The sequence below is a fragment of the Pseudomonas sp. PARCl1 genome (genome assembly GCF_947311875.1).
GTDB classification, from domain to species: Bacteria; Pseudomonadota; Gammaproteobacteria; order Pseudomonadales; family Pseudomonadaceae; genus Aquipseudomonas; species Aquipseudomonas juntendi.
In genome coordinates, this window is record NZ_CAMZMX010000040.1 from 1 (window position 1) to 26,012 (window position 26,012).

General features: G+C 62.9%; 30 protein-coding genes. 19 read left to right on the top strand and 11 right to left on the bottom strand.

Annotation, left to right across the window (positions count from 1 at the left end; all coding sequences use genetic code 11):
- Nucleotides 1-206 precede the first annotated feature (206 nt).
- Nucleotides 207-1,103, bottom strand: coding sequence for a LysR substrate-binding domain-containing protein (locus QME24_RS18920; protein ID WP_029887673.1), 897 nt, complete (start codon nt 1,101-1,103; stop codon nt 207-209).
- Nucleotides 1,104-1,209: 106 nt separating this feature from the next.
- On the opposite strand from QME24_RS18920, the gene QME24_RS18925 reads away from it, so the two are divergent.
- The 8 genes from QME24_RS18925 (at nt 1,210) to rpoS (ending at nt 8,456) form a co-directional block, all read left to right on the top strand.
- Nucleotides 1,210-2,322, top strand: coding sequence for an S-(hydroxymethyl)glutathione dehydrogenase/class III alcohol dehydrogenase (locus QME24_RS18925; protein ID WP_009686067.1), 1,113 nt, complete (start codon nt 1,210-1,212; stop codon nt 2,320-2,322).
- Nucleotides 2,323-2,330: 8 nt separating this feature from the next.
- Nucleotides 2,331-3,185, top strand: coding sequence for an S-formylglutathione hydrolase (gene fghA, locus QME24_RS18930; RefSeq protein WP_281690951.1), 855 nt, complete (start codon nt 2,331-2,333; stop codon nt 3,183-3,185).
- Between the two features lie 150 nt (nt 3,186-3,335).
- Nucleotides 3,336-3,809: a 2-C-methyl-D-erythritol 2,4-cyclodiphosphate synthase gene (gene ispF, locus QME24_RS18935; protein WP_192439741.1), complete on the top strand. Its 474-nt coding sequence runs from the start codon at nt 3,336-3,338 to the stop codon at nt 3,807-3,809.
- Nucleotides 3,806-4,864 (top strand): tRNA pseudouridine(13) synthase TruD, encoded by a 1,059-nt coding sequence (gene truD, locus QME24_RS18940; RefSeq protein WP_281690952.1) that lies wholly within the window; start codon nt 3,806-3,808, stop codon nt 4,862-4,864. The genes ispF and truD overlap by 4 nt, the downstream gene beginning before the upstream one ends.
- Nucleotides 4,852-5,601 carry a 5'/3'-nucleotidase SurE gene (surE, locus tag QME24_RS18945; RefSeq protein ID WP_281690953.1) on the top strand — a complete coding sequence of 250 codons (750 nt, stop codon included), beginning with the start codon at nt 4,852-4,854 and terminating at the stop codon, nt 5,599-5,601. The genes truD and surE overlap by 13 nt, the downstream gene beginning before the upstream one ends.
- 35 nt (nt 5,602-5,636) lie before the next feature.
- Complete coding sequence (locus QME24_RS18950) at nt 5,637-6,275, top strand: protein-L-isoaspartate(D-aspartate) O-methyltransferase (RefSeq protein WP_009686062.1); 639 nt, start codon at nt 5,637-5,639, stop codon at nt 6,273-6,275.
- A gap of 219 nt (nt 6,276-6,494) precedes the next feature.
- Nucleotides 6,495-7,340 (top strand): peptidoglycan DD-metalloendopeptidase family protein, encoded by an 846-nt coding sequence (locus QME24_RS18955; RefSeq protein WP_054881999.1) that lies wholly within the window; start codon nt 6,495-6,497, stop codon nt 7,338-7,340.
- Nucleotides 7,341-7,448: 108 nt separating this feature from the next.
- The gene (gene rpoS, locus QME24_RS18960) at nt 7,449-8,456 is read left to right on the top strand and encodes an RNA polymerase sigma factor RpoS (RefSeq protein WP_009686059.1); all 1,008 of its coding nucleotides are present in this window, start codon (nt 7,449-7,451) and stop codon (nt 8,454-8,456) included.
- Nucleotides 8,457-8,977: 521 nt separating this feature from the next.
- Here rpoS and fdxA read toward each other — a convergent pair.
- Both fdxA and mutS read right to left on the bottom strand, forming a co-directional pair.
- Nucleotides 8,978-9,301, bottom strand: a complete 324-nt coding sequence (fdxA, locus tag QME24_RS18965) for a ferredoxin FdxA (protein WP_004375459.1) — start codon at nt 9,299-9,301, stop codon at nt 8,978-8,980.
- Between the two features lie 140 nt (nt 9,302-9,441).
- Nucleotides 9,442-12,015 (bottom strand): DNA mismatch repair protein MutS, encoded by a 2,574-nt coding sequence (gene mutS / locus QME24_RS18970; RefSeq protein ID WP_154211909.1) that lies wholly within the window; start codon nt 12,013-12,015, stop codon nt 9,442-9,444.
- 186 nt (nt 12,016-12,201) lie between these two features.
- On the opposite strand from mutS, the gene QME24_RS18975 reads away from it, so the two are divergent.
- The 3 genes from QME24_RS18975 to recX all read left to right on the top strand — a co-directional run bounded on the left by QME24_RS18975 (nt 12,202) and on the right by recX (nt 14,346).
- The gene (locus QME24_RS18975) at nt 12,202-12,714 is read left to right on the top strand and encodes a CinA family protein (RefSeq protein ID WP_029887665.1); all 513 of its coding nucleotides are present in this window, start codon (nt 12,202-12,204) and stop codon (nt 12,712-12,714) included.
- Between the two features lie 72 nt (nt 12,715-12,786).
- On the top strand, nt 12,787-13,854 hold the full coding sequence (gene recA / locus QME24_RS18980; RefSeq protein ID WP_009686047.1) for a recombinase RecA: 1,068 nt from the start codon (nt 12,787-12,789) through the stop codon (nt 13,852-13,854).
- Between the two features lie 21 nt (nt 13,855-13,875).
- The gene (recX, locus tag QME24_RS18985) at nt 13,876-14,346 is read left to right on the top strand and encodes a recombination regulator RecX (RefSeq protein ID WP_009686046.1); all 471 of its coding nucleotides are present in this window, start codon (nt 13,876-13,878) and stop codon (nt 14,344-14,346) included.
- A gap of 96 nt (nt 14,347-14,442) precedes the next feature.
- On the opposite strand, the gene QME24_RS18990 is transcribed toward recX, so the two are convergent.
- Entirely contained in the window at nt 14,443-15,561 is a 1,119-nt protein-coding gene (locus QME24_RS18990) for an LOG family protein (RefSeq protein ID WP_029887663.1), read from the bottom strand.
- 161 nt (nt 15,562-15,722) lie between these two features.
- Here QME24_RS18990 and QME24_RS18995 point away from each other — a divergent pair, with 161 nt between their 5' ends.
- Nucleotides 15,723-15,932: a hypothetical protein gene (locus QME24_RS18995; RefSeq protein WP_009686044.1), complete on the top strand. Its 210-nt coding sequence runs from the start codon at nt 15,723-15,725 to the stop codon at nt 15,930-15,932.
- Between the two features lie 14 nt (nt 15,933-15,946).
- On the opposite strand, the gene QME24_RS19000 is transcribed toward QME24_RS18995, so the two are convergent.
- Entirely contained in the window at nt 15,947-16,366 is a 420-nt protein-coding gene (locus tag QME24_RS19000) for a quorum-sensing-regulated virulence factor family protein (protein ID WP_009686043.1), read from the bottom strand.
- Between the two features lie 186 nt (nt 16,367-16,552).
- Here QME24_RS19000 and QME24_RS19005 point away from each other — a divergent pair, with 186 nt between their 5' ends.
- From QME24_RS19005 to QME24_RS19015, 3 genes are all read left to right on the top strand, one after another.
- Entirely contained in the window at nt 16,553-17,263 is a 711-nt protein-coding gene (locus QME24_RS19005) for a tRNA-uridine aminocarboxypropyltransferase (protein WP_009686042.1), read from the top strand.
- A 177-nt stretch (nt 17,264-17,440) separates the two neighbouring features.
- The gene (gene erdR, locus QME24_RS19010) at nt 17,441-18,091 is read left to right on the top strand and encodes a response regulator transcription factor ErdR (protein WP_009686041.1); all 651 of its coding nucleotides are present in this window, start codon (nt 17,441-17,443) and stop codon (nt 18,089-18,091) included.
- A 71-nt stretch (nt 18,092-18,162) separates the two neighbouring features.
- On the top strand, nt 18,163-18,528 hold the full coding sequence (locus tag QME24_RS19015; RefSeq protein ID WP_009686040.1) for a diacylglycerol kinase: 366 nt from the start codon (nt 18,163-18,165) through the stop codon (nt 18,526-18,528).
- On the opposite strand, the gene finR is transcribed toward QME24_RS19015, so the two are convergent.
- On the bottom strand, nt 18,525-19,451 hold the full coding sequence (gene finR / locus QME24_RS19020) for a LysR family transcriptional regulator FinR (protein WP_009686039.1): 927 nt from the start codon (nt 19,449-19,451) through the stop codon (nt 18,525-18,527). The genes QME24_RS19015 and finR overlap by 4 nt on opposite strands.
- Nucleotides 19,452-19,571: 120 nt before the next feature.
- Between finR and fpr the strand changes: the two genes are divergently transcribed.
- Complete coding sequence (fpr, locus tag QME24_RS19025; protein WP_054890398.1) at nt 19,572-20,351, top strand: ferredoxin-NADP reductase; 780 nt, start codon at nt 19,572-19,574, stop codon at nt 20,349-20,351.
- Between the two features lie 222 nt (nt 20,352-20,573).
- On the opposite strand, the gene QME24_RS19030 is transcribed toward fpr, so the two are convergent.
- Together QME24_RS19030 and QME24_RS19035 are read right to left on the bottom strand one after the other, a co-directional pair.
- Nucleotides 20,574-21,068, bottom strand: a complete 495-nt coding sequence (locus tag QME24_RS19030) for a SprT family zinc-dependent metalloprotease (protein ID WP_009686036.1) — start codon at nt 21,066-21,068, stop codon at nt 20,574-20,576.
- 132 nt (nt 21,069-21,200) lie between these two features.
- Nucleotides 21,201-21,800: a Yip1 family protein gene (locus QME24_RS19035; protein WP_009686035.1), complete on the bottom strand. Its 600-nt coding sequence runs from the start codon at nt 21,798-21,800 to the stop codon at nt 21,201-21,203.
- Between the two features lie 259 nt (nt 21,801-22,059).
- Between QME24_RS19035 and ttcA the strand changes: the two genes are divergently transcribed.
- Together ttcA and QME24_RS19045 are read left to right on the top strand one after the other, a co-directional pair.
- Nucleotides 22,060-22,884: a tRNA 2-thiocytidine(32) synthetase TtcA gene (gene ttcA / locus QME24_RS19040; RefSeq protein WP_009686034.1), complete on the top strand. Its 825-nt coding sequence runs from the start codon at nt 22,060-22,062 to the stop codon at nt 22,882-22,884.
- Nucleotides 22,885-22,888: 4 nt separating this feature from the next.
- The gene (locus QME24_RS19045) at nt 22,889-23,560 is read left to right on the top strand and encodes a DNA-3-methyladenine glycosylase I (RefSeq protein WP_029887431.1); all 672 of its coding nucleotides are present in this window, start codon (nt 22,889-22,891) and stop codon (nt 23,558-23,560) included.
- 460 nt (nt 23,561-24,020) lie between these two features.
- Here QME24_RS19045 and QME24_RS19050 read toward each other — a convergent pair whose 3' ends face one another.
- The 3 genes from QME24_RS19050 to arsC are packed head-to-tail and all read right to left on the bottom strand — an operon-like array spanning nt 24,021 to nt 25,382.
- Nucleotides 24,021-24,434 carry a DUF2069 domain-containing protein gene (locus tag QME24_RS19050; protein ID WP_029887454.1) on the bottom strand — a complete coding sequence of 138 codons (414 nt, stop codon included), beginning with the start codon at nt 24,432-24,434 and terminating at the stop codon, nt 24,021-24,023.
- Entirely contained in the window at nt 24,427-25,032 is a 606-nt protein-coding gene (gene wrbA, locus QME24_RS19055) for an NAD(P)H:quinone oxidoreductase (RefSeq protein ID WP_029887453.1), read from the bottom strand. Before wrbA ends, QME24_RS19050 begins: the two co-directional genes overlap by 8 nt.
- The gene (arsC, locus tag QME24_RS19060; protein WP_154211880.1) at nt 25,029-25,382 is read right to left on the bottom strand and encodes an arsenate reductase (glutaredoxin); all 354 of its coding nucleotides are present in this window, start codon (nt 25,380-25,382) and stop codon (nt 25,029-25,031) included. The genes wrbA and arsC overlap by 4 nt, the downstream gene beginning before the upstream one ends.
- Nucleotides 25,383-25,467: 85 nt before the next feature.
- Between arsC and QME24_RS19065 the strand changes: the two genes are divergently transcribed.
- A complete protein-coding gene (locus tag QME24_RS19065; RefSeq protein ID WP_009684283.1) occupies nt 25,468-25,932 on the top strand; it encodes a TlpA disulfide reductase family protein in 465 nt (154 codons plus the stop codon).
- The last annotated feature ends 80 nt before the right edge of the window (nt 25,933-26,012 follow it).

The window sequence follows — 26,012 nt, forward strand, 5'->3', positions numbered from 1 at the left end:
GCACCAAGGCGTTCGCGCGCGAATCCCACAGGAATAATTGGCCCGAAACAAACGTAGGAGCGAGCGCAGCTCGCGATTGCGCCGCGCGGGCGGCGCTCGATCTCACAGGCGCTGGATATCTTCTGACAAACACCTGTCAGCCCTGATGCGATCCCTGTGGGAGCTGGCTTGCCGGCGATTGGGCCGCGCAGCGGACCCCTTTGCAATCAGGCCCCGCGATACTCCGGCAACCCCGCCAACCCTTCCTTTAGATAGTCCACCAACCGCCGCACCTTCGGCGACAGGTGCCGCTGTTGCGGGTACAGCGCCCAAACCGCGGTATTGGGCGGTTGGTGCCCCTCCAGCAACGACACCAGTGCGCCGCTGTGCAGGTGCTCCAGCACGTAATAGTCCGGCAACTGGCACAGGCCCATGCCTTGCAAGGCTGCATCCAGAACCGCCTGACCACTGTTGCAACGCCAGTTGCCCTGCACCCGCTGGCTGATCTCGCGGCCGTCCTGCTGCAGTGCCCACGCATCCGAGCTGCCGATCAGGCAATTGTGCCGCGCCAGTTCCGACAGGCTGTGCGGCCGGCCATAACGCTCCAGATAGGCTGGCGATGCGCACAGGTACATGCGCCGCGGCGCCAGGCGGGTCGCCACCAGTCGCGAATCGGCCAGCCTGCCCAGGCGGATGGCCAGGTCCATGCCTTCATGCAGCAGGTCAAGGGTGTGGTTGTTCAACTCCACATCCACGCGCAACTGGGGGTACAACGCCATGAAGCGTGTGACCAACGGCACGATGAAGCGCTCGCCATAGGCCACCGCGCAGGTCATGCGCAGCAGGCCCTTGGGCTCGCTGGCCAGGTCACCCATGGCGCGCAGGGCTTCTTCACGGCCATCCTGCAGGCGCTGGCAATGCTGCAGAAAGGTCTGCCCGGCTTCACTCAAGGTCACGCGGCGGGTACTGCGGTACAGCAGGCGGGTCTGCAAGCGTTCTTCCAGCCGGGCGATCTGCCGGCTGATGTGTGATGACGAAACCCCCAGGCGCTCGGCGGCAGCCGTGAACTGCCCCGATTCGGCGACAGCCACGAATTCATCGATGCCCTCCCAGCGGTTGTTCATGATTATCCCTGCACAGCAATAATGTTTTGTCTTTGCCTGGATTATTCATCAAAAGTCAGTGAATTACACTGGTGGTCTGAACTGACACCCTGTCTGGAGACACTCGATGATCAAGTCCCGTGCTGCTGTAGCCTTCGAAGCCAAGAAACCCCTGGAAATCGTCGAAGTCGACGTGGCCATGCCCAAGGCCGGTGAAGTGCTGCTGCGCGTGGTCGCCAGCGGTGTCTGCCACACCGACGCCTACACCCTGTCGGGTGCCGACCCGGAGGGCATCTTCCCATCCATTCTTGGCCATGAAGGCGGTGCGATCGTCGAAGCAGTAGGCGAGGGCGTGACCTCGCTGGCCGTGGGCGACCACGTGATCCCGCTGTACACCCCGGAATGCGGCAAGTGCAAGTTCTGCCTGTCGGGCAAGACCAACCTGTGCCAGGCGATCCGTGCTACCCAAGGCAAGGGCCTGATGCCGGACGGCACCACGCGCTTCTCCTACAAAGGCCAGCAACTGTTCCACTACATGGGCACCTCGACCTTCTCCGAGTACACGGTGTTGCCGGAAATCTCGGTGGCCAAGATCCAGAAAGAAGCCCCTCTGGAAAAGGTCTGCCTGCTGGGCTGCGGCGTGACTACCGGTATCGGTGCCGTGCTCAACACCGCCAAGGTCAAGCCGGGTGACACCGTGGCCATCTTCGGCCTCGGCGGCATCGGCCTGTCGGCAGTGATCGGTGCGGTGAAGGCCAAGGCCTCGCGCATCATCGCCATCGACATCAACCCGGCCAAGTTCGAGATCGCCCGTCAACTGGGCGCCACCGACTGCATCAACCCGAAAGACTACGACCGCCCGATCCAGGAAGTGATTGTCGACCTGACCGACGGTGGCGTGGACTTCTCCTTCGAATGTATCGGTAACGTGCAACTGATGCGTGCTGCCCTGGAATGCTGCCACAAAGGGTGGGGCGAGTCGGTCATCATCGGCGTGGCCGGTGCCGGCCAGGAAATCGCTACCCGGCCGTTCCAGCTGGTGACCGGCCGGGTCTGGCGTGGCTCTGCGTTCGGTGGCGTGCGTGGCCGCAGCGAGTTGCCGAGCTACGTGGAAATGTCCGAGAAAGGCGAGATTCCGCTGGATACGTTCATCACCCACACCATGGGCCTGGAAGACATCAACAAGGCCTTCGACCTGATGCATGAAGGCAAGAGCATTCGCAGCGTCATCCACTTCTGAGGTGCGCCATGAGCCTGGATAACATCTCTTGCCAGAAAAGCTTCGGCGGCTGGCACAAGCGCTACCGGCACCATTCCAGCGTGCTGGGTTGCGACATGGTGTTCGCCGTGTACCTGCCGCCACAGGCCGAGCATGGTGCCAAGCTGCCGGTGCTGTACTGGCTGAGCGGCCTGACCTGTACCGACGAAAACTTCATGCAGAAGGCCGGCGCCCAGCGCCTGGCTGCCGAACTGGGGTTGATCATCGTTGCGCCGGACACCAGCCCGCGTGGCGAGCAGGTGCCTGGCGACCCGGACGGCGCCTGGGACTTTGGCCTGGGGGCCGGCTTCTACCTCAATGCCACCCAGCAGCCTTGGGCCAAGCACTACCGCATGCATGACTATGTGGTAGAGGAGCTGCCGGCGTTGATCGAGGCGCATTTCCCGGCCTCGGCCGAGCGCAGCATCAGCGGCCATTCCATGGGTGGGCACGGTGCGCTGGTGTGCGCTTTGCGCAACCCGGGGCGTTATCGCTCGGTGTCGGCGTTTTCGCCGATCAGCAACCCCATGGATTGCCCGTGGGGCGAGAAAGCCTTCAGCCGCTACCTGGGTGACGACCGCGCGCGCTGGCGTGAGTGGGATGCCAGCGTACTGCTGGCCGAGACGGCCGCTGGCGAGTGCCCACCGTTGCTGGTGGACCAGGGCGACCGTGACGACTTCCTCGAAAAGCAGCTCAAACCTGAAGCGCTGGAGCAGGCAGCACGCAAGGGTGGCCACGAGCTGACCCTGCGCCTGCAGCCAGGCTATGACCACAGCTACTACTTCATTGCCAGCTTCATCGAAGAGCACCTGCGCCACCATGCGGTGGCGCTGGGGCGGGTGTAGGGCTTTGCTTTTTCGGGGGCTGTGAGATCGAGCGCCGCGCGGGCGGCGCTCGATCGCATGGGCGCTAAAAATCTTGAGGCGATCACCTCCAGCCCCAATGGCAGCCAAAGCAGGTAGAATCACGCCCTGACTCATTCAGGGCGTTTTCTTATGCGTATTGGCCACGGCTACGATGTGCATCGTTTCTGCGACGGTGATTTCATTACCTTGGGCGGGGTGCGTATCCCGCACACATTCGGCCTGCTGGCCCATTCCGACGGCGACGTGCTGCTGCACGCCCTGAGCGATGCCTTGCTTGGCGCTGCAGCGCTGGGTGACATCGGCAAGCACTTCCCCGACACCGACCCACAGTTCAAGGGTGCCGACAGCCGCGTGCTGTTGCGGCACGTGGTGGGCATCGTCCACGCCAAGGGCTGGAAGGTCGGCAACGTCGACGCCACCATCGTCGCCCAGGCGCCGAAAATGGCCCCGCACATTAACACCATGCGGCAGTTGATCGCCGAAGATCTGCAAGTCGAACTCGACCAGGTCAACGTCAAGGCCACTACCACCGAAAAACTCGGTTTCTGCGGCCGCGAGGAGGGCATTGCCGTGCATTCGGTTGCCCTGCTGCTGCCAGCATGACGGAACTGCAACTGCTGGGCCCGCGTGCATCGGGCGAAGTATTGGGCACCGCCGTGCTCAAGGCAGTGGCCGAGGACTTCCAGGTCGACGAGGTGTTGGATATCCCGTTGTCGGGCCAGGGCGAGCACCTGTGGTTGTGGGTCGAAAAGCGTGACCTCAATACCGAAGAAGCCGCCCGCCGCCTGGCCCGCGCCGCAGGCGTGCCGGTGCGCAGCATCAGCTATGCCGGGCTGAAGGACCGCCAGGCGCTGACCCGCCAGTGGTTCAGCCTGCACCTGCCAGGCAAGGCCGACCCGGACCTGTCACGCGCCGAAGATGCCACCCTGCGCGTGCTCAAGCAGGTGCGCCACCAGCGCAAGCTGCAGCGTGGTGCGCATTCGGCCAACGGCTTCACCTTGCGCCTGACCGCGCTGAACGCCGATCACCAGGCGCTGGATGCGCGGCTGCAACTGCTCAAGCAACACGGCGTGCCCAACTATTTCGGCAGCCAACGCTTCGGTCACGGCGGTGGCAATGTCCATGACGCCCTGGAGTGGGCGGCGCGCAAGGCCTTGCCCGAGCAACGCAACACGCGCTCACGGCTGCTGTCGGCCGGGCGCAGCTACCTGTTCAACCAGGTGCTGGCGGCGCGTGTCGCCGACGGCAGCTGGAACCGGGCCCAGGTCGGCGATCTGCTGGCGTTCACCGACAGCCGCAGTTTTTTTCCTGCAGGTGAAGCGGAATGTACCGACCCGCGCCTGGCCATTCTCGACCTGCACCCGACTGGCCCGATGTGGGGCGCGGGCGGTTCGCCCGCCGCCGCCGCGCCCGCGCAGCTGGAAAATGCCGTAGGCGACCAGCAACCGGCGCTGTGCCAGTGGCTGGCCCTGGCGGGCATGGATCACGAACGGCGTATTCTGCGGCTCCCTATTGCCGGCCTTACGTGGCATTATCCCGAGCCTGATATCCTGCAACTGGAATTCGTCCTGCCGGCCGGATGCTTCGCCACCGTGGTGGTGCGTGAAGTCGTGGATCTGGTGTCGGCAGGGCAGACGGACAGCCCATGCGTATTCTGATTTCGAACGACGACGGTGTTACCGCACCCGGGATCGCCGCGCTGCACGCTGCGCTGGCGGATTACGCCGAGTGCGCGGTAATTGCCCCGGAGCAAGACAAGAGCGGCGCCAGCAGTTCGCTGACGCTGGACCGGCCCCTGCACCCGCAGACCTTGGCCAACGGCTTCATCAGCCTCAACGGTACGCCGACCGACTGCGTGCACCTGGGGCTCAACGGGCTGTTGCCGTACATCCCGGACATGGTCGTGTCGGGGATCAACCTGGGTGCCAACCTGGGGGACGACGTACTGTATTCGGGTACGGTCGCCGCGGCGCTGGAGGGGCGCTTCCTTGGGGGGACGTCGCTGGCGTTCTCGCTGCTCTCGCGCCAGCCCGACAACCTGCCGACCGCTGCGCATATCGCCCGGCGCCTGGTCGAGGCGCAGTCGCGCCTGGCACTGCCCCCGCGTACCGTGCTCAACGTCAACATTCCCAACCTGCCGCTGGCGCACATCCGCGGCATCCAGCTGACCCGCCTGGGGCACCGCGCGCGGGCTGCCGCGCCAACGAAGGTGGTCAACCCGCGCGGCAAGGAAGGCTACTGGATCGCCGTTGCCGGCGATGCCGAGGACGGCGGCCCAGGCACCGACTTCCATGCGGTGATGCAGGGTTACGTGTCGATCACCCCGCTGCAACTCGACCGCACCTTCAGTGATGCCTTCGAGCAGCTCGATGGTTGGCTGGAGGGCCTGCTCTGATGCGCGAGGACGATATGCTGCGGCGGGGCATCGGCATGACCTCCCAACGGACCCGGGAGCGGCTGATCCAGCGCCTGTGCGAAGAGGGCGTCTCGAACACCCAGGTGCTCGATGTGATCCGCCGCACCCCGCGCCACCTGTTCGTCGACGAAGCGCTGGCGCACCGCGCCTACGAAGACACCGCACTGCCAATCGGCCACAACCAGACCATCTCGCAGCCATTCATGGTTGCCCACATGAGCGAGTTGCTGCTTGAAGCCGGGCCGCTGGACAAGGTGCTGGAGATCGGCACCGGGTCCGGCTACCAGACGGCGGTGCTGGCGCAGTTGGTCGAGCGGGTATTCTCGGTGGAGCGCATCAAGGTGCTGCAAGACCGTGCCAAGGAGCGTTTACTGGAGCTGAACCTGCGCAACGTGGTGTTCCGCTGGGGCGACGGGTGCGAGGGCTGGCCGGCGCTGGCACCGTACAACGGCATTATCGTCACTGCCGTGGCACCGGAAGTGCCCCAGGCGCTGCTTGACCAACTGGCTCCCGGTGGCCGGCTGGTCATACCGGTAGGGCCTGCGGGCGAAGCGCAGCAATTGATGCTGATCGTCCGCGAAGAGCATGGCTTCTCGCGTCGCGTACTCGGTGCGGTGCGTTTTGTCCCGTTGCTGAACGGGCCGCTGGCCTGAGCAGCACTGGTGCGCGGCCCGGGGTATTTTTGCGTGGGCGGCGAATTCTCGCGGCGCCGCCCTGTCTATCAGGCGGGCGTGGCGTAAACGCATCGCTTGCAGTAACGCTGCGCTACAGCCTGGCGGCGGCCTGCCAATCCCGGCTCGCTTGGTTATAATTGCAACAATATTGCATTTCTTGTCTTCATATCGTTTTTCGGCACCATGAGGGGAGCGCGGGTGGGTCACACAGTCATTCGGCAGCGCAAGGACGGTTCGGGCTTCAAGCTTCTGGTGATTGCATTGGCCATGGGCACGCTACTGGTGGGTTGCTCGAGCACCGGCAGCAACAGCGCGCGCGTGGTCGACCGCAACAGCAGTGCGCCCAAGCGCCCGACGGTGACCTCTGGGCAATACGTCGTCAAGCCTGGCGATACCCTGTTCTCCATCGCCTTCCGTTATGGCTGGGATTACAAGGAGCTGGCGGCCCGTAATGGTATCGCGCCGCCTTACACCATCCGCCCGGGCCAAGCGATTCGTTTCAGCAGCGGCTCCGGCAGCAGCACCACAGTGGTGTCCGGCCCGTCCTCTTCAAGCCGCACCACGGTCACGCGGCGGCCTGTCACAGCGCCCGCCAGTTCCAGCAAACCCGCTACCCCGGCTGGCACCACCAGCGCGCCGGTGGTCGCCACTGTGCCTGCCGCAGAGCGCGCGGTGGGGGGGTGGACCTGGCCCGCCAATGGGGTGCTGATTGGAAAATTTGCTTCAAACGGTAGTTTGAATAAAGGCATTGATATCGCCGGTGATTTGGGACAGCCTGTTTTTGCTGCGTCTGATGGTGCAGTGGTTTACGCCGGGAGTGGATTAAGGGGCTACGGCGAGCTGATCATCATCAAGCACAGCGATACCTACGTCAGTGCCTACGGTCACAACCGCAGGCTGTTGGTTCGGGAGGGGCAGCAGGTCAAGGCAGGGCAGTCGATTGCTGAAATGGGGTCCACGGGCACTGATCGGGTGAAGCTGCATTTCGAGATTCGCCGCCAGGGCAAACCCGTCGATCCGCTCCAGTTCCTGCCACGTCGTTGACCGTTGTACCCGGCCTGTTCCTGTGATGTAGAGGGGACAGGCTCAAGCGCTGCCAGGGATAAAGGTGCCGCTCGAGTCTGAGTTCGAACTCAGCAAAGGACTATAACAATGGCTCTCAGTAAAGAAGTGCCGGAGTTTGACATCGACGATGACGTCCTCCTGATGGAGACGGGCATCGTTTTGGAAACGGATGTGGTGTCAGACGAACCTGCTGTATCTTCGGTTCGGACGAGGGCCAAATCGGGCTCTTCGCTCAAGCAACACAAGTATATCGATTACACCCGGGCGCTAGACGCCACCCAGCTGTACCTCAACGAGATCGGTTTCTCGCCACTGCTGTCGCCGGAAGAAGAAGTCCATTTTGCGCGTCTGTCGCAAAAAGGTGATCCTGCCGGCCGCAAGCGCATGATCGAAAGCAACCTTCGCCTGGTTGTGAAAATTGCCCGTCGTTACGTCAACCGTGGCCTGTCGTTGCTCGACCTGATCGAGGAAGGCAACCTGGGCCTGATCCGTGCGGTGGAGAAGTTCGACCCGGAGCGCGGTTTCCGTTTTTCGACCTATGCGACCTGGTGGATTCGCCAGACCATCGAACGGGCGATCATGAACCAGACCCGCACCATCCGCCTGCCGATCCACGTGGTCAAGGAGCTCAACGTCTACCTGCGCGCTGCGCGCGAGTTGACGCAGAAGCTGGACCACGAACCCTCGCCGGAAGAAATCGCCACCTTGCTGGAAAAGCCCGTTGCCGAGGTCAAGCGCATGCTCGGCCTGAACGAGCGGGTGTCGTCGGTAGACGTTTCGCTCGGCCCGGATTCGGACAAGACCCTGCTCGATACCTTGACCGACGACCGTCCCACCGACCCCTGCGAACTGCTGCAGGACGACGACCTGTCGCAGAGTATCGACCAGTGGCTGGGCGAGTTGACCGACAAGCAGCGTGAGGTGGTGGTACGCCGCTTCGGGCTGCGCGGGCACGAAAGCAGCACCCTGGAGGATGTTGGGCTGGAGATTGGCCTGACCCGCGAACGGGTGCGGCAGATTCAGGTAGAAGGCCTGAAGCGCCTGCGCGAGATCCTGGAGAAAAACGGCTTGTCCAGCGAGTCTTTGTTCCAGTAGCCAAAGCAGTCGCTCACGAACGCCCCGATAACCTCGGGGCGTTTTTGTTTGTGCGCTGAAGCACAGCGAAAGCTGCCTCAGAACTGCCCGGCAAGAAACCTGTCAAATATGTATTGCGCTACCCCGCTAACACCTGCTGTAAGCCTTTGCTTACTCGTGCTGTAAGCCATTTTAGCGAGCGGCAGTAAATCAATGTCGTTTTCAGATATTGGTTTTTCATAACCTGTTGAAAAACAAGGGTTATCTTCAAGTGAGTAAATGTTTCCCCGGCAATATCCGGCAAACTCCGGCGCTTGCCCACGCTGTTGAACCCGCTAGTATTCGAACTGTGCACAGGGACATGCACAGGCTTTCAGGATGAAGGCCAAGGACATCGCAAGACGCGATTTCATCAGGATGATGTTTGGGACAAGCAGGGACTACGGAAAAAAATGTGGGCGGGTCAAACCGCCCCTTTTTTTGTCCGCAGTTTTGCCGGCACAAAAAAAGGCCCCGCAGGGCCTTTTGGCATTTCAGCGCTATCAGCGCTCCAGGTCGGCAATCTTGCCAGTCTTGCCATCCCACTCTTCGGCGTCTGGCAGGGCATCCTTACGCTCGGTAATGTTCGGCCAGATTTCCGCCAACTCGGCGTTCAGCTCGATGAAGTTCTCCATGCCCGCGGGCACTTCGTCTTCCGAGAAAATCGCTTGCGCTGGGCACTCCGGCTCGCACAGGGCGCAGTCGATGCACTCGTCCGGGTGGATAACCAGGAAGTTCGGGCCTTCGTAGAAGCAGTCCACCGGACAGACTTCCACGCAGTCGGTGTATTTGCATTTGATGCAGTTGTCGGTGACAACGAAGGTCATTTTTAATTCTCTCCTCAGGCGACGGCGGCGGCCCTTCCTCTCGGGGCCGCGCGGTTTACGGGCATGTGGCTGCAGGCCAGGCTAATAACCTGCAGCACCAGCAAACCGCGGCGGATTCTACCAGCTTGTAATGGGCGCCGTTATAACAGGTTCTTTAGTTGATATAGCATTTCGATAGCTTGACGCGGGGTCATGTCGTCCAGCTGCAGTTTGCCCAGCTTTTCGATGGCCGGGTGTGGCAGGCTGGCGAACAGGTCGCTCTGGTGCGGCACCTGCGGCGCGTCCTTGGCCTTTTGGGCCACAGGCTGCTCATGGGGCAGGCTGGTGGTTTCCAGCCGGCCAAGGTGTTCGCGGGCACGTTGGATCACCACGGCCGGCACGCCCGCCAGTTGTGCCACCGCCAGGCCGTAGCTCTGGCTGGCAGGCCCAGGCAGTACGTGGTGCAGGAACACGATGCGTTCGTTGTGCTCGGTGGCGTTCAGGTGCACGTTGGCCACCAGTGGCTCGCTTTCCGGCAGCACGGTGAGTTCGAAATAGTGGGTGGCGAACAGCGTGTAAGCGCGCAGTTCGGCCAGCCGCTCGGCGGCGGCCCAGGCCAGCGACAGGCCGTCGAAGGTGCTGGTGCCCCGGCCCACTTCGTCCATCAGCACCAGGCTGCGGTCAGTGGCATTGTGCAGGATGTTGGCGGTTTCGCTCATCTCGACCATGAATGTGGAGCGCCCGCCGGCCAGGTCGTCACTGGAGCCGATACGGGTGAAGATGCGGTCGACCAGCGACAGCTCGCAGCTGGCAGCCGGTACGAAACTACCGATGTGGGCCAGCAGCACGATCAGGGCGGTCTGGCGCATGTAGGTGGACTTACCGCCCATGTTCGGGCCGGTGATGATCAGCATGCGCGTGTTGTTGTCCAGGCCCAGGTCGTTGGCCACGAACGGCGTGGTCAGTACCTGCTCGACGACCGGGTGACGGCCTTGCTCGATCCGCAGGCAGGGCTCGTCGACAAAGCGTGGGCAGTTCAGGTCGAGGTTCAGCGCGCGCTCGGCCAGGTTGCTGAGTACGTCCAGTTCGGCCAGGGCGGCAGCGCTGTCCTGCAGCGGCGCCAGGTGGCTGATCAGGGTCTCCAGCAGGGCGTCGTAGAGCATCTTCTCGCGGGCCAGGGCGCGGCTCTTGGCCGACAATGCCTTGTCCTCGAAGGCCTTCAGCTCCGGCGTGATGAAGCGTTCGGCACCTTTGAGGGTCTGGCGACGAATGTAGTCGCCGGGGGCCTGTTCGGCCTGCTTGGTCGGCAGCTCGATGAAGTAGCCGTGCACCCGGTTGTAGCCGACCTTCAGGTTGGCCAGGCCGGTGCGCGCCTTTTCGCGGGCTTCGAGGTCGATCAGGAACTGCCCGGCGTTTTCGCTGATGGCCAGCAGGTCGTCCAGTTCGTTGTCGTAACCGGCCTTGAGCACGCCCCCATCGCGGATGACCGCCGGCGGGTTGTCGATGATCGCCCGTTCCAGCAGGCTGGCCAGCTCGGGGTAGGTACCGGTGATCGCAGCCAGGCGTGCCAGGTGCGGCGCTTCGAGCTCGGTCATGGCGTTCTGCAACTCGGGCAGCGCGCCCAGGGCGTCGCGCAGCCGGGCCAGGTCACGCGGGCGGGCGTTACGCAGGCCGATACGCGCCAGGATGCGCTCGATGTCGCCAATTTCTTTCAGCTGTGGCTGCAGCTTTTCGAAACGGTAGCCGTCGAGCAGGCAGCGAATCGAGTCCTGGCGTGCCTGGAGTACCTTGAGGTCGCGCAGCGGGCGGTTCAGCCAGCGGCTCAGCAGGCGGCTGGCCATGGCCGTCTGGCAGCGGTCGACCACCGATTGCAGGGTATTGTCGCGCCCGCCGGCCAGGTTGATGTCCAGTTCCAGGTTACGCCGGCTGGCGCCATCGAGGATGACCGTATCGTCCAGGCGCTCATGGCGCAGGCTGCGCAGGTGCGGCAGCGCCGTGCGCTGGGTTTCCTTGGCGTAGGTCAGCAGGCAGCCAGCGGCACCGATGGCCAGGGTCAGCTTGTCGCAGCCGAAGCCCTTCAGGTCCTTGGTTGCGAACTGCTGGCACAAGGCCTTGCGCGCTGAGTCGCGGTCGAAGTCCCACGGTGCACGGCGCCGCGCGCCCGGGCGCTTCTCGGCGGGCAGGTCGCGTGGCCAGTCGTCGGGGATCAGCAGCTCGACCGGGTTCAGGCGCTCGAGTTCGGCCAGCAGGTTTTCCCAGCCCTTGATCTCCTGCACGCTGAAGTTACCGCTGGTGATGTCCAGTACGGCCAGGCCGAACAGGCGCTCGTCACCGAGCAGCGCGGCAATCAGGTTGTCGCGGCGTTCGTCGAGCAGGGCTTCATCGCTGACCGTGCCGGGGGTGATGATGCGCACCACCTGGCGCTCGACCGGGCCCTTGCTGGTCGCCGGGTCGCCGATCTGCTCGCAGATCACCACCGATTCGCCCAGTTTGACCAGCTTGGCCAGGTAACCTTCCAGCGAATGGAACGGAATCCCGCACATGGGGATGGACTGGCCGGCCGACTGGCCGCGCGCGGTCAGCGTGATGTCCAGCAGTTTGGCGGCTTTTTTCGCATCTTCGTAGAAGATCTCGTAGAAGTCGCCCATGCGGTAGAACATCAACTGCTCCGGGTGCTGATTCTTCAGCTTCCAGTACTGTTGCATCATCGGGGTGTGTGCGGAGAGATCAGACATTCAGGGCCTTACAGCGGATGATCTGGTTGGCGGTAAACCGGCAATGGTACAGGCTTTTTTCGCGAGATGCAGGCACGCACGGAACACTGGCCGGCGGCCGCCGCAGGCCGCTGCGGTGCTGCAGTTTTCCTGAGCCAGGTTGCCGGCAGGGTGGTAGGGTAGAGGGCCGCCCTGGAGGAGCCCGACATGGACCCGATCACCCTGCTTGCCGCCCGTTTGGGTGAACATCTGCGCCGTTTGGATGCCCAAGTGACCACTGCCGAGTCCTGCACGGGTGGCGGCATCGCGCAAGCCATCACACGCATCCCCGGTAGCTCCGCCTGGTTCGAGGCCGGTTACGTGACGTACTCCAACGCCCAGAAAACCCGCCAGCTGGGGGTGCCCGAGGCGCTGTTCGGGCAGGTGGGGGCGGTCAGCCAGGAGGTGGTCGAGGCCATGGTCCGCGGCGCCCAGGCGGCCAGCGGCGCGCGCTTTGCGGTGGCGGTAAGCGGGGTGGCGGGGCCGGATGGCGGCTCGCCGGCCAAACCCGTGGGTACCGTGTGGCTGGCCTGGGGCGACGGCAGTCGGGTGATCAGCCAGCGGCGGCAGTTCGACGGCGACCGCGAAGCGGTGCGCCGACAGACGGTGAGCGCCGCGTTAGACGGCTTGTTACAGCTTGCTGGCGAGGAATTCGAAGACAGGGGTTTGCGCCAGCGCTAGCCTGTGGAATAATACTGGCTACTTATACAGGTATTGCGGCCGTCAGGGCCCGTCGAACACGTGAGGATTTCAATGGACGACAACAAGAAGCGCGCCTTGGCTGCGGCCCTGGGTCAGATCGAACGTCAATTCGGTAAAGGCGCGGTAATGCGCATGGGCGACCACGAGCGCCAGGCTATCCCGGCCATCTCTACCGGCTCTCTGGGCCTGGACATTGCCTTGGGCATTGGTGGTCTGCCAAAGGGCCGTATCGTCGAAATCTACGGTCCGGAATCGTCGGGTAAGACCACGCTGACCCTGTCGGTCATCGCCGAAGCCCAGAAGAATGGCGCCACCTGCGCCTTCGTCGACGCCGAGCACGCACTCGACCCTGAATATGCCGGCAAGCTGGGCGTCAATGTCGACGACCTGCTGGTCTCGCAGCCGGACACGGGTGAGCAGGCCCTGGAAATCACCGACATGCTGGTGCGTTCCAACGCAGTTGACGTGATCATCGTCGACTCGGTGGCCGCGCTGGTACCCAAGGCCGAGATCGAAGGCGAAATGGGCGACATGCACGTGGGCCTTCAGGCTCGCCTGATGTCCCAGGCGCTGCGCAAGATCACCGGTAACATCAAGAACGCCAACTGCCTGGTCATCTTCATCAACCAGATCCGCATGAAGATCGGCGTCATGTTCGGTAGCCCGGAAACCACCACCGGTGGTAACGCCCTGAAGTTCTACGCCTCTGTGCGTCTGGACATCCGCCGCACCGGCGCTGTCAAGGAAGGCGACGAGGTGGTCGGCAGCGAAACCCGCGTCAAGATCGTCAAGAACAAGGTCTCGCCTCCGTTCCGTCAGGCCGAGTTCCAGATCCTCTACGGCAAGGGTATCTACCGTAACGGTGAGATCATCGACTTGGGCGTTGCCCAAGGCCTGGTCGAGAAGTCCGGTGCCTGGTATGCCTACCAGGGCAACAAGATCGGCCAAGGTAAAGCCAACGCGGCCAAGTACCTGGCGGAAAACCCGGCTATCGGTACCGAGATCGAGAGGCAGATCCGTGAGAAGCTGCTGAACGCTGGCGCTGTAGCCGCAGCCGGTAAAGCTGCCGCTGTCGAAGCGGGTGCCGACGACATGGCCGACGCTGAAGCCGGTTATTGATCGCGTGGTTTATAGCTGAACATGTCCGCCGTACTCGACACCCCCGTCGCCATTCGGCGGACAGCCATGGACCTGCTTGCGCGACGTGAGCATGGTCGCGTCGAGCTGACGCGCAAGTTGCGTCAGCGCGGTGCCTCCGATGAGCTGATCGAGCCAGAGCTCGACCGGCTCACCGAAGAGGGTCTGCTGAGTGAAGCCCGTTACCTCGAGAGCTTCATTCGTTACCGTTCCGGATCTGGCTATGGCCCAGCACGTATTCGTGAAGAGCTGGGGCAGCGTGGTTTGCTGCGCGCCGACATTGAGCAGGCGCTGCGTGAAAGCGGCGTGGATTGGGCCGAACGTATGCGGGATGTATGGCAGCGCAAGTTCGCCGGGCAACGCCCGCAGGACCCACGCAGCCGCGCCCAGCAAACCCGTTTTCTCGCCTATCGGGGCTTCACCATGGACATGATCGGCCGCTTGCTCAGCGGGCGAGACCTCGACGATTACTAGCCGCCGCAGACCTCGCAACAATCCCCGTAGCAGCGGCCTCAGCCGCGAACATCGGCAACGCCGGTACTCTCCAGCGCGCTGCCCCCAAGTGCCTGATCAGCTGGCCTTCAACGCCTCCCTGGCCCGCTGCGTGGTATGCATGGGCTGTGGCTTGGCCCAGTTCTCCGGCAGGTTGATGAAGTCCACCAGTTCGCGCAGGCGCCCTTGGTTTCGGCCATTGAAGGCGAACGACAAACGGGTCAGGTGGCTGTAGTCCCCCAACTCATGTTCGGCGCTGCTGTCTGCTTGCTGGTGGTACTTGCCGCTCAGGCGCAGGTCAGCAAAGCCTTCCTCGATGTCAGACAGCGCCGCCTCGCTCAGGGCGTGATGCATGCGGATCACGAACTGGCTGTTCAACCAGCGGCTGGAGTGATAGTTGCGGTAGAACTGGTTGATTTCCTCCACCGCCTCCTCGGCACTGTGCACCAGGCGCACCAGCTTCAGGTCGCTGGGCAGAATGTAATGGTTGTCCTCCAGTTGGCGGCTGATGAAGCCCAGGCAATCACGCCAGAAGCTACCGCCCGGTGAGTCCAGCAATACCACGGGGACCAGCGGGCTTTTGCCGGTCTGGATCAGGGTCAGCACTTCCAGCGCCTCATCGAGGGTGCCGAAGCCGCCCGGGCACAGCACCAGGGCGTCGGCCTCCTTGACGAAGAACAGTTTGCGGATGAAGAAGAAGTGGAAAGGCAGCAGCTTGTCGGTGCCGTCCACCGTAGGGTTGGCATGCTGTTCAAAAGGCAGGGTGATGTTGAAGCCCAGGCTGTGGGCGCTGCCGGCGCCTTCGTGGGCTGCAGCCATGATGCCGCCGCCTGCGCCGGTGATGACCATCAGGTCCGAGCGCGCCAGGGTAGCGCCCAGTTCACGGGCCAGTGCATACATCGGGTGTTCCAGCGGCGTACGCGCCGAGCCGAACACGGTCACCTTGCGGCGGCCCTTGTAGCGCTGCAGGGTGCGGAACGACTGGTCCAGTTCGCGCAAGGCCTGCAGGGTGATCTTGGCGCTCCAGCGGTCACTGTCATCGTGGGCCATGCGCAGGATGGTCAGCATCATGTCACGGTACAGCGGCAGGTTAGGGCTGTCGGGTGCAACCAGTTGCAATTGGGCGTCGATGTGGCTCAGGTCGATATGGTTGTCCTGGAAGTGGCTGAACAGCGATTCGTTCGATTGGTAAGGCATGCAACGTCTCCTTCTGCACCAATACCTCTAAACCTCAATCTAGACCGTGGCGGCCGATCGTGCCGGGGGGATTGCCAGCGCCACCCGTCGGCACGTGGCCAATGGCGGCAGGGGTTTGGTTAACTGGTAAAGCGAAACGTATCGATGCGGGAGGTGGCGGTATGCATCGCTTGGTCATCGAAGTGGACCTGCAGCTCTACCAGCAATTGGAACGTGCCGCCCAGGTACATCACCTAAGCCTGGAGGCCGAGTGCCAGCGCCGGCTCGCAGGCCTGGAATGCCAGTCGCGCTACGTGCAGGCGCTATTGGCCGAGATGCGCGCCGAAGCTGCCGAGGGGCACTGGCGCGCACGGGAGGAAAACCAGGTCTAGCCTGGGCGCGGCGTTTACTTCTTCTTGTTGCCGGCTACGCAGCTGGCATTGTCGAAGGCCTGGTCCATGATCGGCTGGTTGGTTTTGTAGACGGTGAACCGGTAAACCATCACCGCGCCCTTGGACATCAGGTTGCGGAAGCCGTTGTTGCGGCACACGCTGTCGCCCAATTGGCTGCGCACCTGTGCAGGGTTGGCCTGCATGCGCTCGGCGTGGCTCTGGCGCACGCTGAGGTGGTTGACCAGCGCCTTGCCTTCCACGGTGTAACCCTGGTCGAGGATGTCTTCATTGATGGCACGTGGGGTGCCGACGCTGCTCTCTTTGGCGACCTTTTCCAGCATCTTGTTCAGGTCGTAGTCCTGTTTGGAAGCCGCCTGGGCTGCCAGGGGCAGGGCGAGCATCAGGCTCAGGGCGGGGGCGATAAGGCGCAGCATGGGTATCTCCTGGTTCGATGACTGGCGCTTTGACATGCGCGGGTCGACGGCGTTCCGTCAACCCTGGGCTGGCGGTAGCCCAAGGGTACGGGAAAGCCCGATTATAAGGATTCTGGTAAACTGGCGCCCTTGTTTTCCCAGAGCCATCCTTGTGCCCATTTCCCATCTTTCCACAGGCCTGCCGGCATGAGCCATGCGGTAGCGCGCCTGCGTGCCGAGCGCCTGGCCCGCAGCAACAAGCCTTTCATTGCCCGAGGGTCGCGGGCCGAGCGTTGCCCGGATTGCCGGGTCATTGCCAGCCATTGCCTGTGCGCCTGGAAGCCCCGCGTGCAGGCCGACGCCGGCATGTGTCTGCTGATGCACGACACCGAGCCACTGAAACCCACCAATACCGGCTGGCTGATTGCCGACCTGATCGAAGATACCTCGGCGTTCGGCTGGCTGCGCACCTCGGTTGACGAGCGCCTGCTGGCCCTGCTCGACGACCCGCACTGGCAGCCCTATATCGTTTTCCCAGGTGAGTTCGTCGCCCCGCAGCGGGTGGTCAGCGAGGTGGTGCGTGAGCCGGGCAAGCGCCCGCTGTTCATCCTGCTGGATGCCACTTGGACCGAGGCGCGCAAGATGTTCCGCAAAAGCCCCTACCTGGACCGGTTCCCGGTGTTGAGCCTGCAGGCCGAACAGATGTCACGCTACCGCCTGCGCCGTTCCAAGCGCGATGATCACTTCTGCACCGCAGAAGTTGCAGCCATGTGCCTGGAGCTGGCCGGCGATAGCCTGGCGTCGCAGGCACTGGATGCCTACCTGGATGTATTCAGCCTGCATTACCTCAGTGGCAAGCGGCGCCTGCCGCTGGACGAGCAGGACGAGACCCATCAGCGTTTGCATACCTTCCTATAGTCCAAGGGGCACCCACCCGGCTTTGGTTCATAATGACAGGGCTGGCAGCCAGGGTGGGCGAGGCGGCAAGGCGGTTGGCTTGACCACCCTTGACCGTGCTCGGCATCCTTGGCGCCGATTCCCCGTCGGGCACTTGGCAACCCCCAGTGCCCGGGACAGAACAGGATCCTTAGATCGATGGCCACTTACGAAATCCTGATTGCCGATGACCACCCGCTGTTTCGCGGCGCCCTGCGCCAGGCCGTTACCCTCGGCCTTGGCCCGGACGTTCGCCTGGTCGAGGTCGCGAGCATTGCCGAGCTGGAGGTGCGGTTGAGCGAAAAAGCCGACTGGGACCTCGTGCTCCTCGACCTGAACATGCCGGGTGCCTACGGTTTTTCCGGGCTGGTGCTGCTGCGCGGGCAATACCCGCAAATTCCCGTGGTGATGGTTTCGGCGCAGGAGGAGGCCGCCGTGGTGGTCAAGTCCCGCGAGTTTGGCGCCAGTGGCTTCATTCCCAAGTCCAGCCCGCTGGAAGTGATCCAGGATGCGGTGCGCAAAGTGCTCGACGGCGAAGTCTGGTGGCCGCCGCAGGCGTTCGAGAAGGTCGATGTTTCGGCCGAGGCCAAGGCCGCCAGTGAAGGCCTGGCCAGCCTCACGCCGCAGCAGTTCCGGGTGCTGACCATGGTCTGCGAAGGCCTGCTGAACAAGCAGATTGCCTATGAGCTGAATGTCTCGGAGGCCACCATCAAGGCCCACGTCACGGCGATTTTCCGTAAACTGGGGGTGCGCACCCGCACCCAGGCTGCGCTGCTGTTGCAACAACTTGAATCAGTTGCCAGCCACTGACGCGTGCGGCTTCACGCTTTTTTGACCTGAGCCGGTCTAGCCTGCCGGCCTTCTGTTGTGAAATGACTCACATGACATCGCCATTCAAAGGCCAGACCGGCCTCAAACGTATCTTCAACGCCGCTGGCTATTCGCTGGACGGCCTGCGCGCGGCCTTCAAGGGCGAGGCGGCATTCCGCCAACTGGTGCTGCTCAACGTGCTGCTGATCCCGGTGGCGTTCTGGCTGCCGGTCAGCCGTGCAGAGCGAGCGATCATGATCGCCGTGTGCCTGCTGGGGTTGATTGTCGAGCTATTCAACTCTGCGATCGAGGCTGCTATCGATCGCATTTCGCTGGAGCGCCACCCGCTGTCGAAAAACGCCAAGGACATGGGCAGCGCCGCACAGCTGGTGGCGCTGAGCATGGTGGCGCTGGTGTGGGGGGTGATCCTGCTTTAAGCGATCGGCGGCAACACGATTTCGTCGCTGCGGGTGAAGCCCGCGGTGAAGTTGCGGCAGAGCTCCAGAAATTCGCGCATGGCCGACGTCTGGTACTTCTGCTTGTGCCAGATGAAGTAGAACTGGCGCATCAGGTCCAGCTCCGGGGTTTCCACCGGTACCAGGCTGCCACGGCGAAAGGCGTCCCGCAGGGCCAGGCGTGAAATGCAGCCGATACCCAACCCCGATTCCACTGCACGCTTGATCGCCTCGGTGTGCTCCAGTTCCAGGCGGATGTTGAGGTTGGCGCGGTGGTGGCGCATGGCCTGGTCGAAGGTCAGGCGCGTCCCCGAGCCTTGTTCGCGCAGGATCCACGCTTCCTGCGACAGGCTTTCGATATCGGCACGGCCCAGCTTGGCCAGCGGGTGCTGGGGCGCGCAGAACACCACCAGTTCGTCCTCCACCCAAGGCTGGACCTCCAGGTCGGGGTGGTTGCAGTCACCTTCGATCAGACCCAGATCAATTTCGTAATGAGCAACCTGCTGCACGATATGCACGGTGTTCTGGACATGCAGCTTCACCTGGCTCTCAGGGTGGGTCTGCATGTAGCTGCCGATCAACAGGGTGGCCAGGTAGTTGCCAATGGTGAGCGTGGCGCCGACCGCCAGTGAGCCGAAACCGGACTTGCCATTGAGCAGGTCTTCGATTTCCTTGGCCTGGTCGAGCAGCGCGACCGCCTGCGGCAACAACTGGTGGCCGAGGGCGTTGAGGGCCAGGCGTTTGCCGGCGCGGTCGAACAGTTGGCAGCTCGATTGCCGCTCCAGTTCGGTGATGGAGGTGCTGGCGGCCGATTGCGACAAGGCCAGCAGGCTAGCGGCGCGAGAGACGCTCTGGTGCTGGGCTACCGCGACGAAGACTTGCAGTTGACGAAGTGTAAATCGCATATCGATATAACCGATAACACATATCTTGATAATCCAGTTAACAGATATTGTCGCTGCCCCTAAACTATCGCGCAACTGTGCGTGCTGCACGCGCTGCGTTTTTCTTCAGGAGCCCCATCGATGAGCAACATGAACCACGAACGTGTCCTCAGTGTGCACCACTGGAACGACACCCTGTTCAGCTTCAAGTGCACCCGCGACCCGGGGCTGCGCTTCGAGAACGGTCAGTTCGTGATGATCGGCCTGCAGCAGGAAAGCGGCCGCCCGCTCATGCGTGCCTACTCCATCGCCTCGCCGAACTGGGAAGAGCACCTGGAGTTCTTCAGCATCAAGGTGCCGGACGGCCCGCTGACTTCGCAGTTGCAGCACCTGAAGGAAGGCGATGAGATCATCATCAGCAAGAAGCCTACCGGCACGCTGGTACTGGACGACCTGAACCCAGGCAAGCACCTGTACCTGCTGAGCACCGGCACTGGCCTGGCGCCGTTCATGAGCGTCATCCAGGACCCGGAAACCTACGAGCGCTTCGAAAAAGTGATCCTGGTGCACGGCGTGCGTTACGTGAACGAAGTGGCCTACCGCGAATTCATCACCGAGCACCTGCCACAGAACGAGTTCTTCGGTGAGGCGGTGCGCGAAAAACTGATCTACTACCCGACCGTGACTCGCGAGCCGTTCGAGAACCAGGGCCGCCTGACCGACCTGATGCGCAGCGGCAAGCTGTTCAGCGACATCGGCCTGCCGCCGATCAACCCGCAGGACGACCGTGCGATGATCTGCGGTAGCCCGAGCATGCTCGACGAGACCAGCGAAGTGCTGGACAGCTTCGGCCTGAAGATCTCCCCGCGCATGCGCGAGCCGGGCGACTACCTGATCGAGCGTGCCTTCGTCGAGAAATAAGGCGCAGGTAGGTACGAAGAAGGCGACCCTCGGGTTAATGCCTGTCAGTTAAGCGTTACTGGGGCTGCTTTGCAGCCCTTCGCGGGCACGCCCGCTCCCACAAGTGATCGCGCATTTCTTGATTTCAGCGCCAAACGAGTGGGAGCGGGCGTGCCCGCGAAGGGTCGCAAAGCGGCCCCAAATTACTTAACTGACAGGCATTTATCCATTGGCTGTTCCGGCCTATTCAACCCGGGTCTCGCCGCTGTACACCAGAATCTCCCGGCAACGCTTGCACAGGTAACGGCGGCCCTGGCGTACCAGCTTGTGCCGCTGGGCGGTAAACGGGAAGTCACTCTGCGGGCAAGGGCAGCGGTAGATGTAACGGGTCACCACGCGCCGTTGCACCTCGTAGTTATGGCAGCGGTTTGGCGGCAGTTCGTATACGCCGCGCATGATCAGTTGCCATTCCTCGCCATGGGCCTGGATGCGGTCACCGAACAATTGGTGGGCCACCAGGTGCGCCACTTCGTGCGCGACCGTCTGGCGCAGAAAGTCCTCCTGATTGTCACGGTACAACTGCAGGTTGAAACGCAGCAGGTTCTCGTGCAGGTGGGCGACGCCGGCTTTTTGCCCGCGCAGCTTGAAGCTGATTTCCGGGCGCGGGAACTGGCGTTTGAAGAAGGTTTCGGCTTGCTGGTAACAGGTTTCGACGCGTTGCTTGAGCAGCTCGGGCATGGCGGGGTGGTTCTCCTGACCCGATCATTATGCCGCAACCTCGGGCCATGTGCCGAGCCACCGGTCAGCGCTCAGCCAAGGGCCGCCTTGCGGCGGCCCCTGGTTGATGCCCCGGTGTTGGTCGAGTCTGTTCTAGTTGGTGTAGACCGGCCCCACGCCCAGTCCCCAGATGATCACCGTGGCGGCCATGATCGCCACCAGCACTACCAGGCCCACCGCCAGCACCGAGCTGGAGAACAGGAAGCCTTCGTCAGCGGGTATGTTCATGAAGGTCGGCAAGCCGACGTACAGCAGGTACACCGTGTAACAGACCGCCGCGGTGCCGATCAGCATGCCCAGCCACAAGTGCGGGTACAGCGCCGCCAGGCCGCCGATGAACAATGGGGTGGCCGTATAGGTGGCGAAGGCTATGCACTGGGCCATGGATGGGTTGGCATCGTAGGTGCGGGCCATCCAGTGGATGAACGCGCCCATTACCGCCACGCCTGCCAGCATCGCCAGGTATGACATGATGCTCATCCACAGGGCACTCTCCATGGTCAGCATCACGGCTGGCCGGTCGCCGATCACCCAGCCGACCTGGGTGGTGCCGATGAACGCGGACACTGCGGGGATCGCCGCAAGGATCAGGGTGTGCGTCAGGTACATGTGGCTGATGGATTCTTCTTCGCCACGGATTTCCCGCCATTCCTGGTCGGGATGGGTAAACAGCCCCACAACGTGATGAATCATGCCGTCACTCCTCTCAATGTTGCCAAACGCCCCCAAATGGAGCGCAAGCGGCCCGAGGCCGAACACCGAAGCAAGCGGTAATGTGGCCTTATGTCGCAGTATAGGAAGCGGTTACCCGCACAAACCGTGCTTTTTAGAGCAAATTGCGCTGTCGCCCGCCCCGTTGATTACATTGAAGTCTTTGTCGGAATGCCTACAGCACGCGCGCGTTTGTGCGTAAAATAGCCGCCTTTTGTCACACCTCGCGGATTCAAGCGCTATGGGCACCCTCTCGGTCAACCAGAACAAACTGCAAAAACGCCTGCGTCGTCTCGCTGGCGAAGCCATCACCGACTACAACATGATCGAGGATGGCGACAAGGTCATGGTCTGCCTGTCCGGCGGCAAGGACAGCTACACCATGCTCGATGTTCTGTTGCACCTGCAGAAGGTGGCGCCGATCACCTTCGAGATCGTTGCGGTGAACATGGACCAGAAGCAACCAGGGTTCCCCGAGCACGTGCTGCCGGCGTACCTGAAGGCGCTGGGGGTCGAGTACCACATCGTCGAGAAGGACACCTACTCGGTGGTCAAGGAGCTGGTGCCCGAGGGCAAGACCACCTGCTCGCTGTGCTCGCGCCTGCGCCGCGGCACGCTGTACACCTTCGCCGACGAAATCGGTGCGACCAAGATGGCGCTGGGGCACCACCGCGACGACATCGTCGAAACCTTCTTCCTCAACATGTTCTTCAACGGCGCGCTCAAGGGCATGCCGCCGAAGCTGCGTGCCGACGATGGCCGCAACGTGGTGATCCGCCCGTTGGCCTACTGCAGCGAGAAGGATATCCAGGCCTACTCGGACATGAAGGCCTTCCCGATCATCCCGTGCAACCTGTGCGGCTCGCAGGAAAACCTGCAGCGCCAGGTGGTCAAGGACATGCTGGTGGAGTGGGAGCGCAAGCACCCGGGCCGTACCGAGAGCATTTTCCGTGCATTGCAGAACGTGGCGCCGTCGCAGCTGGCCGACCGCAACCTGTTCGACTTCACCAGCCTGAAGATCGATGAAAACGCGGCGCCGCGCTTCCTGGACGTGGTGAACATCTAGGCCTATGCGCGATTATCAGTGGCTGCATGAGTACTGCCTGAACCGCTTCGGCTCTGCCCAGGCGCTGGAAGCCTTCCTGCCGCAGCCGCGCACGCCGGCGCAACTGCGCCAGATCAGCGACGACCGCTACTTGTCGACCTTGGCCCTGCGTGTATTTCGCGCTGGCCTTAAGCACAGCCTGGTGGATGCCAAGTGGCCGGCCTTCGAGCAGGTGTTTTTCGGCTTCGACCCGGAAAAAGTGGTGTTGATGGGCGCCGAACACCTGGAGCGGCTGATGCAGGATCAGCGCATCATCCGCCACCTGGGCAAACTCAAGAGCGTGCCACGCAATGCACAGATGGTGCTGGACATCGCCAAGGTGCATGGCAGTTTTGGCGCGTTCATTGCCGACTGGCCGGTGACCGACATTGTCGGGCTGTGGAAGTACCTGGCCAAGCATGGCAACCAGCTCGGCGGTTTGTCGGCGCCACGGTTCTTGCGCATGGTTGGCAAGGATACCTTTGTCCCGACCGAGGACATGGCGGCGGCGCTGATTGCCCAAAAAGTGATCGACAAGCAGCCGACCAGCCAGCGCGACCTGGCGCTGGTGCAGCAGGTGTTCAACCAGTGGCACGCCGAAAGCGGGCGGCCGCTGTGCCAGTTGTCGGTGATGCTGGCGCATACCGTCAACCATTGAGCATGCCGGGGCCGCTGTGCGGCCCAATCGCCGGCAAGCCAGCTCCCACGGGGATCGCATCAGGGCTGACAGGTGTTTGCCACAAGGTATGCAGCGCCTGTTAGAGCGAGCGCCGCCCGCGCGGCGCATCGCGAGCTGCGCTCGCTCCTACGTTTGTTTCGGGCCAATTATTTCTGTGGGATTTGCGCGCGAACGCCTTGGCGCATGCCTCAAAATCGCGTCGTACGAACAAGGCGGCCGCGCGCATCTGTCACAGGGGTTACTGGCCCGAAACAAACGTAGGAGCGAGCGCAGCTCGCGATGCGCCGCGCGGGCGGCGCTCAATCTCACAGGCACTGAAGATGCAGCGGCTACCCTTGCCAGGAACCATAGAATCTCCCACCTCGACCGCATCAGCCTCAAGCCATGTGCAGACCTGCGCTGGCTTGCCGGCGATTGGGCTGCAAGGCAGCCCCTTGACTCAACTGCCTTCGCCGGCCATGCGCCGCTCATGCTGGAACTTCCAGCGCACATACAGCAGCCCGGCAATGAACAGCCCCAGGCTGACCAGCACTTCAACCCAGCCAAACACCGCCCGCGCCGGGTCGAAGGCTGCCAGCACGCCCTTGATGAAGTAGATATTCACCACGAAGCAGGTCCAGGCATGCGCCCGGGCGCTGCCCAGCAGCATGCCCGGCAGCAGCAATAGCAGCGGCACCAGTTCGATCGCCAGGATCACCTCGACCCGAGCCCCATGCAGGTTGGCGAACCACAGGTTGTTCACCACCAGCAGGGCAATCAGGCCAAAGAAAAATGCCAGGCTAAGCGCCCGCGTCAGGCGCAAGCGCGGTGCCAGCCAAGCCAGCGGCGGCAACACCTTGGGCTTCCTAGCCACGCGCGGCCTCCAGGGCCTTGGCGGTGCTCGCCAGGCGTTGGCCAAGGGCGCGGCACAGGGCGATCTCGTGCGGGTCGAGTTCACGCTTGCCGTCTGCCCCGGCATGGTGGCTGGCGCCATAAGGGGTGCCACCACCGCGGGTTTCCAGCAGTGCCGATTCGCTGTAGGGCAGGCCCATTACCAGCATGCCGTGGTGCATCAGCGGCAGCATCATCGACAGCAGCGTGGTTTCCTGGCCACCGTGCAGGCTGGCGGTAGACGTGAACACACCGGCGGGCTTGCCTACCAGTTCACCGCCCAGCCACAGACTGCTGGTGCCATCGAGGAAGTACTTGAGCGGTGCCGCCATGTTGCCGAAGCGGGTCGGGCTACCCAGCACCAGGCCGGCGCAGTGGCGCAGGTCGTCGAGGGTGGCGTACAGCGCGCCGCTGGCCGGAATGTCCGGGGCCACGGCTTCGCATTCGGTGGAAATCGCCGGCACCGTGCGCAGGCGCGCTTCCATGCCGGCCAGCTCGATGCCGCGGGCGATGTGCCTGGCCATTTCGCTGGTGGCGCCATGGCGGCTGTAGTAAAGCACCAGGATGTAGGGTTGGCTCACGGCAGGATCTCCAGCACTTTTTCCGGTGGGCGACCGATCACCGCCTTGTCACCGGCAACCAGGATCGGCCGCTCGATCAGCTTGGGGTGCTGGACCATGGCCTCGATCAGCTGTGCGTCGGTCAGTGCAGGGTCGGTCAGGTTCAATGCCTTGTATTCATCCTCACCCGTGCGCAGCAGCTGCCGTGGGGCCAGGCCCAGCTTGCCGAGCAAGGTCTTGAGCGTGGCGGCGTCTGGCGGGGTCTCGAGGTAGCGCACGATGACCGGGGTTAGGCCACGGGCTTCGAGCAGTTCCAGCGCGCCGCGGGATTTTGAGCAGCGCGGGTTATGATAGAGCGTGAGGTCAGTCATGTGGGGTCGCATCCAGCTGGTTGTGGCGGCTATTCTAACCGCAGCGACTGACCAGTTTGCTTTAAAACTCGAGAAGGATTGATCCATGGCAAGGCGTCTGGCAGCAGTACTGGCCATCACCGCGAGCCTGATGCTCGGTGGTTGCGGTGCCGATTATGGCGTAGACCAGCACGGCAATACGGTTAAGGCCGAACAGATCGACGGGCACTGGCTGGTGCTCAATTACTGGGCGGAATGGTGCGGCCCGTGCCGCACTGAAATCCCGGAACTCAATACCGCGGCCAAGCAGTGGGCGGCCGAGGGTATCAAGGTGGTGGGGGTGAATTTCGATGGTTTGCAGGGCCAGGACCTGAAGCAGGCCGCCGAAACCCTGGGCATCGGGTTCACCGTACTGGCCCAGGACCCGGCCGAGCGCTATGACCTGCCGCGCAGCGAGGCGTTGCCGGTAACCTACATCATCGATGACAAGGGCAAGGTGCGTGAGCAGTTGCTGGGCGAACAGACCCTCGAAGGGCTGCAGGCCAGGATCAAGGCCCTGAAGCAGGGGTGACAAGCGACAAGAGACAAGCTACAAGCTACAAGCTACAAGCTACAAGCTACAAGCTACAAGAAAAGCAGACCGGTGCTAGG

Excerpts from the sequence above, each read along its gene's own strand:
- truD (WP_281690952.1), top strand. The coding sequence starts at position 3,806 with ATGACGGAACTGCAACTGCTGGGCCCGCGTGCATCGGGCGAAGTATTG.
- arsC (WP_154211880.1), bottom strand. The coding sequence starts at position 25,382 with ATGACTGACCTCACGCTCTATCATAACCCGCGCTGCTCAAAATCCCGC.
- finR (WP_009686039.1), bottom strand. The coding sequence starts at position 19,451 with ATGCGATTTACACTTCGTCAACTGCAAGTCTTCGTCGCGGTAGCCCAG.
- QME24_RS18950 (WP_009686062.1), top strand. The coding sequence starts at position 5,637 with ATGACCTCCCAACGGACCCGGGAGCGGCTGATCCAGCGCCTGTGCGAA.
- fghA (WP_281690951.1), top strand. The coding sequence starts at position 2,331 with ATGAGCCTGGATAACATCTCTTGCCAGAAAAGCTTCGGCGGCTGGCAC.
- mutS (WP_154211909.1), bottom strand. The coding sequence starts at position 12,015 with ATGTCTGATCTCTCCGCACACACCCCGATGATGCAACAGTACTGGAAG.
- QME24_RS19000 (WP_009686043.1), bottom strand. The coding sequence starts at position 16,366 with ATGCTGCGCCTTATCGCCCCCGCCCTGAGCCTGATGCTCGCCCTGCCC.
- QME24_RS18920 (WP_029887673.1), bottom strand. The coding sequence starts at position 1,103 with ATGAACAACCGCTGGGAGGGCATCGATGAATTCGTGGCTGTCGCCGAA.
- fpr (WP_054890398.1), top strand. The coding sequence starts at position 19,572 with ATGAGCAACATGAACCACGAACGTGTCCTCAGTGTGCACCACTGGAAC.
- QME24_RS19015 (WP_009686040.1), top strand. The coding sequence starts at position 18,163 with ATGACATCGCCATTCAAAGGCCAGACCGGCCTCAAACGTATCTTCAAC.
- QME24_RS19035 (WP_009686035.1), bottom strand. The coding sequence starts at position 21,800 with ATGATTCATCACGTTGTGGGGCTGTTTACCCATCCCGACCAGGAATGG.
- QME24_RS19005 (WP_009686042.1), top strand. The coding sequence starts at position 16,553 with ATGAGCCATGCGGTAGCGCGCCTGCGTGCCGAGCGCCTGGCCCGCAGC.
- erdR (WP_009686041.1), top strand. The coding sequence starts at position 17,441 with ATGGCCACTTACGAAATCCTGATTGCCGATGACCACCCGCTGTTTCGC.
- ispF (WP_192439741.1), top strand. The coding sequence starts at position 3,336 with ATGCGTATTGGCCACGGCTACGATGTGCATCGTTTCTGCGACGGTGAT.
- surE (WP_281690953.1), top strand. The coding sequence starts at position 4,852 with ATGCGTATTCTGATTTCGAACGACGACGGTGTTACCGCACCCGGGATC.
- QME24_RS18990 (WP_029887663.1), bottom strand. The coding sequence starts at position 15,561 with ATGCCTTACCAATCGAACGAATCGCTGTTCAGCCACTTCCAGGACAAC.
- QME24_RS19030 (WP_009686036.1), bottom strand. The coding sequence starts at position 21,068 with ATGCCCGAGCTGCTCAAGCAACGCGTCGAAACCTGTTACCAGCAAGCC.
- rpoS (WP_009686059.1), top strand. The coding sequence starts at position 7,449 with ATGGCTCTCAGTAAAGAAGTGCCGGAGTTTGACATCGACGATGACGTC.
- recX (WP_009686046.1), top strand. The coding sequence starts at position 13,876 with ATGTCCGCCGTACTCGACACCCCCGTCGCCATTCGGCGGACAGCCATG.
- QME24_RS18995 (WP_009686044.1), top strand. The coding sequence starts at position 15,723 with ATGCATCGCTTGGTCATCGAAGTGGACCTGCAGCTCTACCAGCAATTG.
- recA (WP_009686047.1), top strand. The coding sequence starts at position 12,787 with ATGGACGACAACAAGAAGCGCGCCTTGGCTGCGGCCCTGGGTCAGATC.
- fdxA (WP_004375459.1), bottom strand. The coding sequence starts at position 9,301 with ATGACCTTCGTTGTCACCGACAACTGCATCAAATGCAAATACACCGAC.
- QME24_RS18925 (WP_009686067.1), top strand. The coding sequence starts at position 1,210 with ATGATCAAGTCCCGTGCTGCTGTAGCCTTCGAAGCCAAGAAACCCCTG.
- QME24_RS19045 (WP_029887431.1), top strand. The coding sequence starts at position 22,889 with ATGCGCGATTATCAGTGGCTGCATGAGTACTGCCTGAACCGCTTCGGC.
- ttcA (WP_009686034.1), top strand. The coding sequence starts at position 22,060 with ATGGGCACCCTCTCGGTCAACCAGAACAAACTGCAAAAACGCCTGCGT.
- QME24_RS19065 (WP_009684283.1), top strand. The coding sequence starts at position 25,468 with ATGGCAAGGCGTCTGGCAGCAGTACTGGCCATCACCGCGAGCCTGATG.
- QME24_RS18975 (WP_029887665.1), top strand. The coding sequence starts at position 12,202 with ATGGACCCGATCACCCTGCTTGCCGCCCGTTTGGGTGAACATCTGCGC.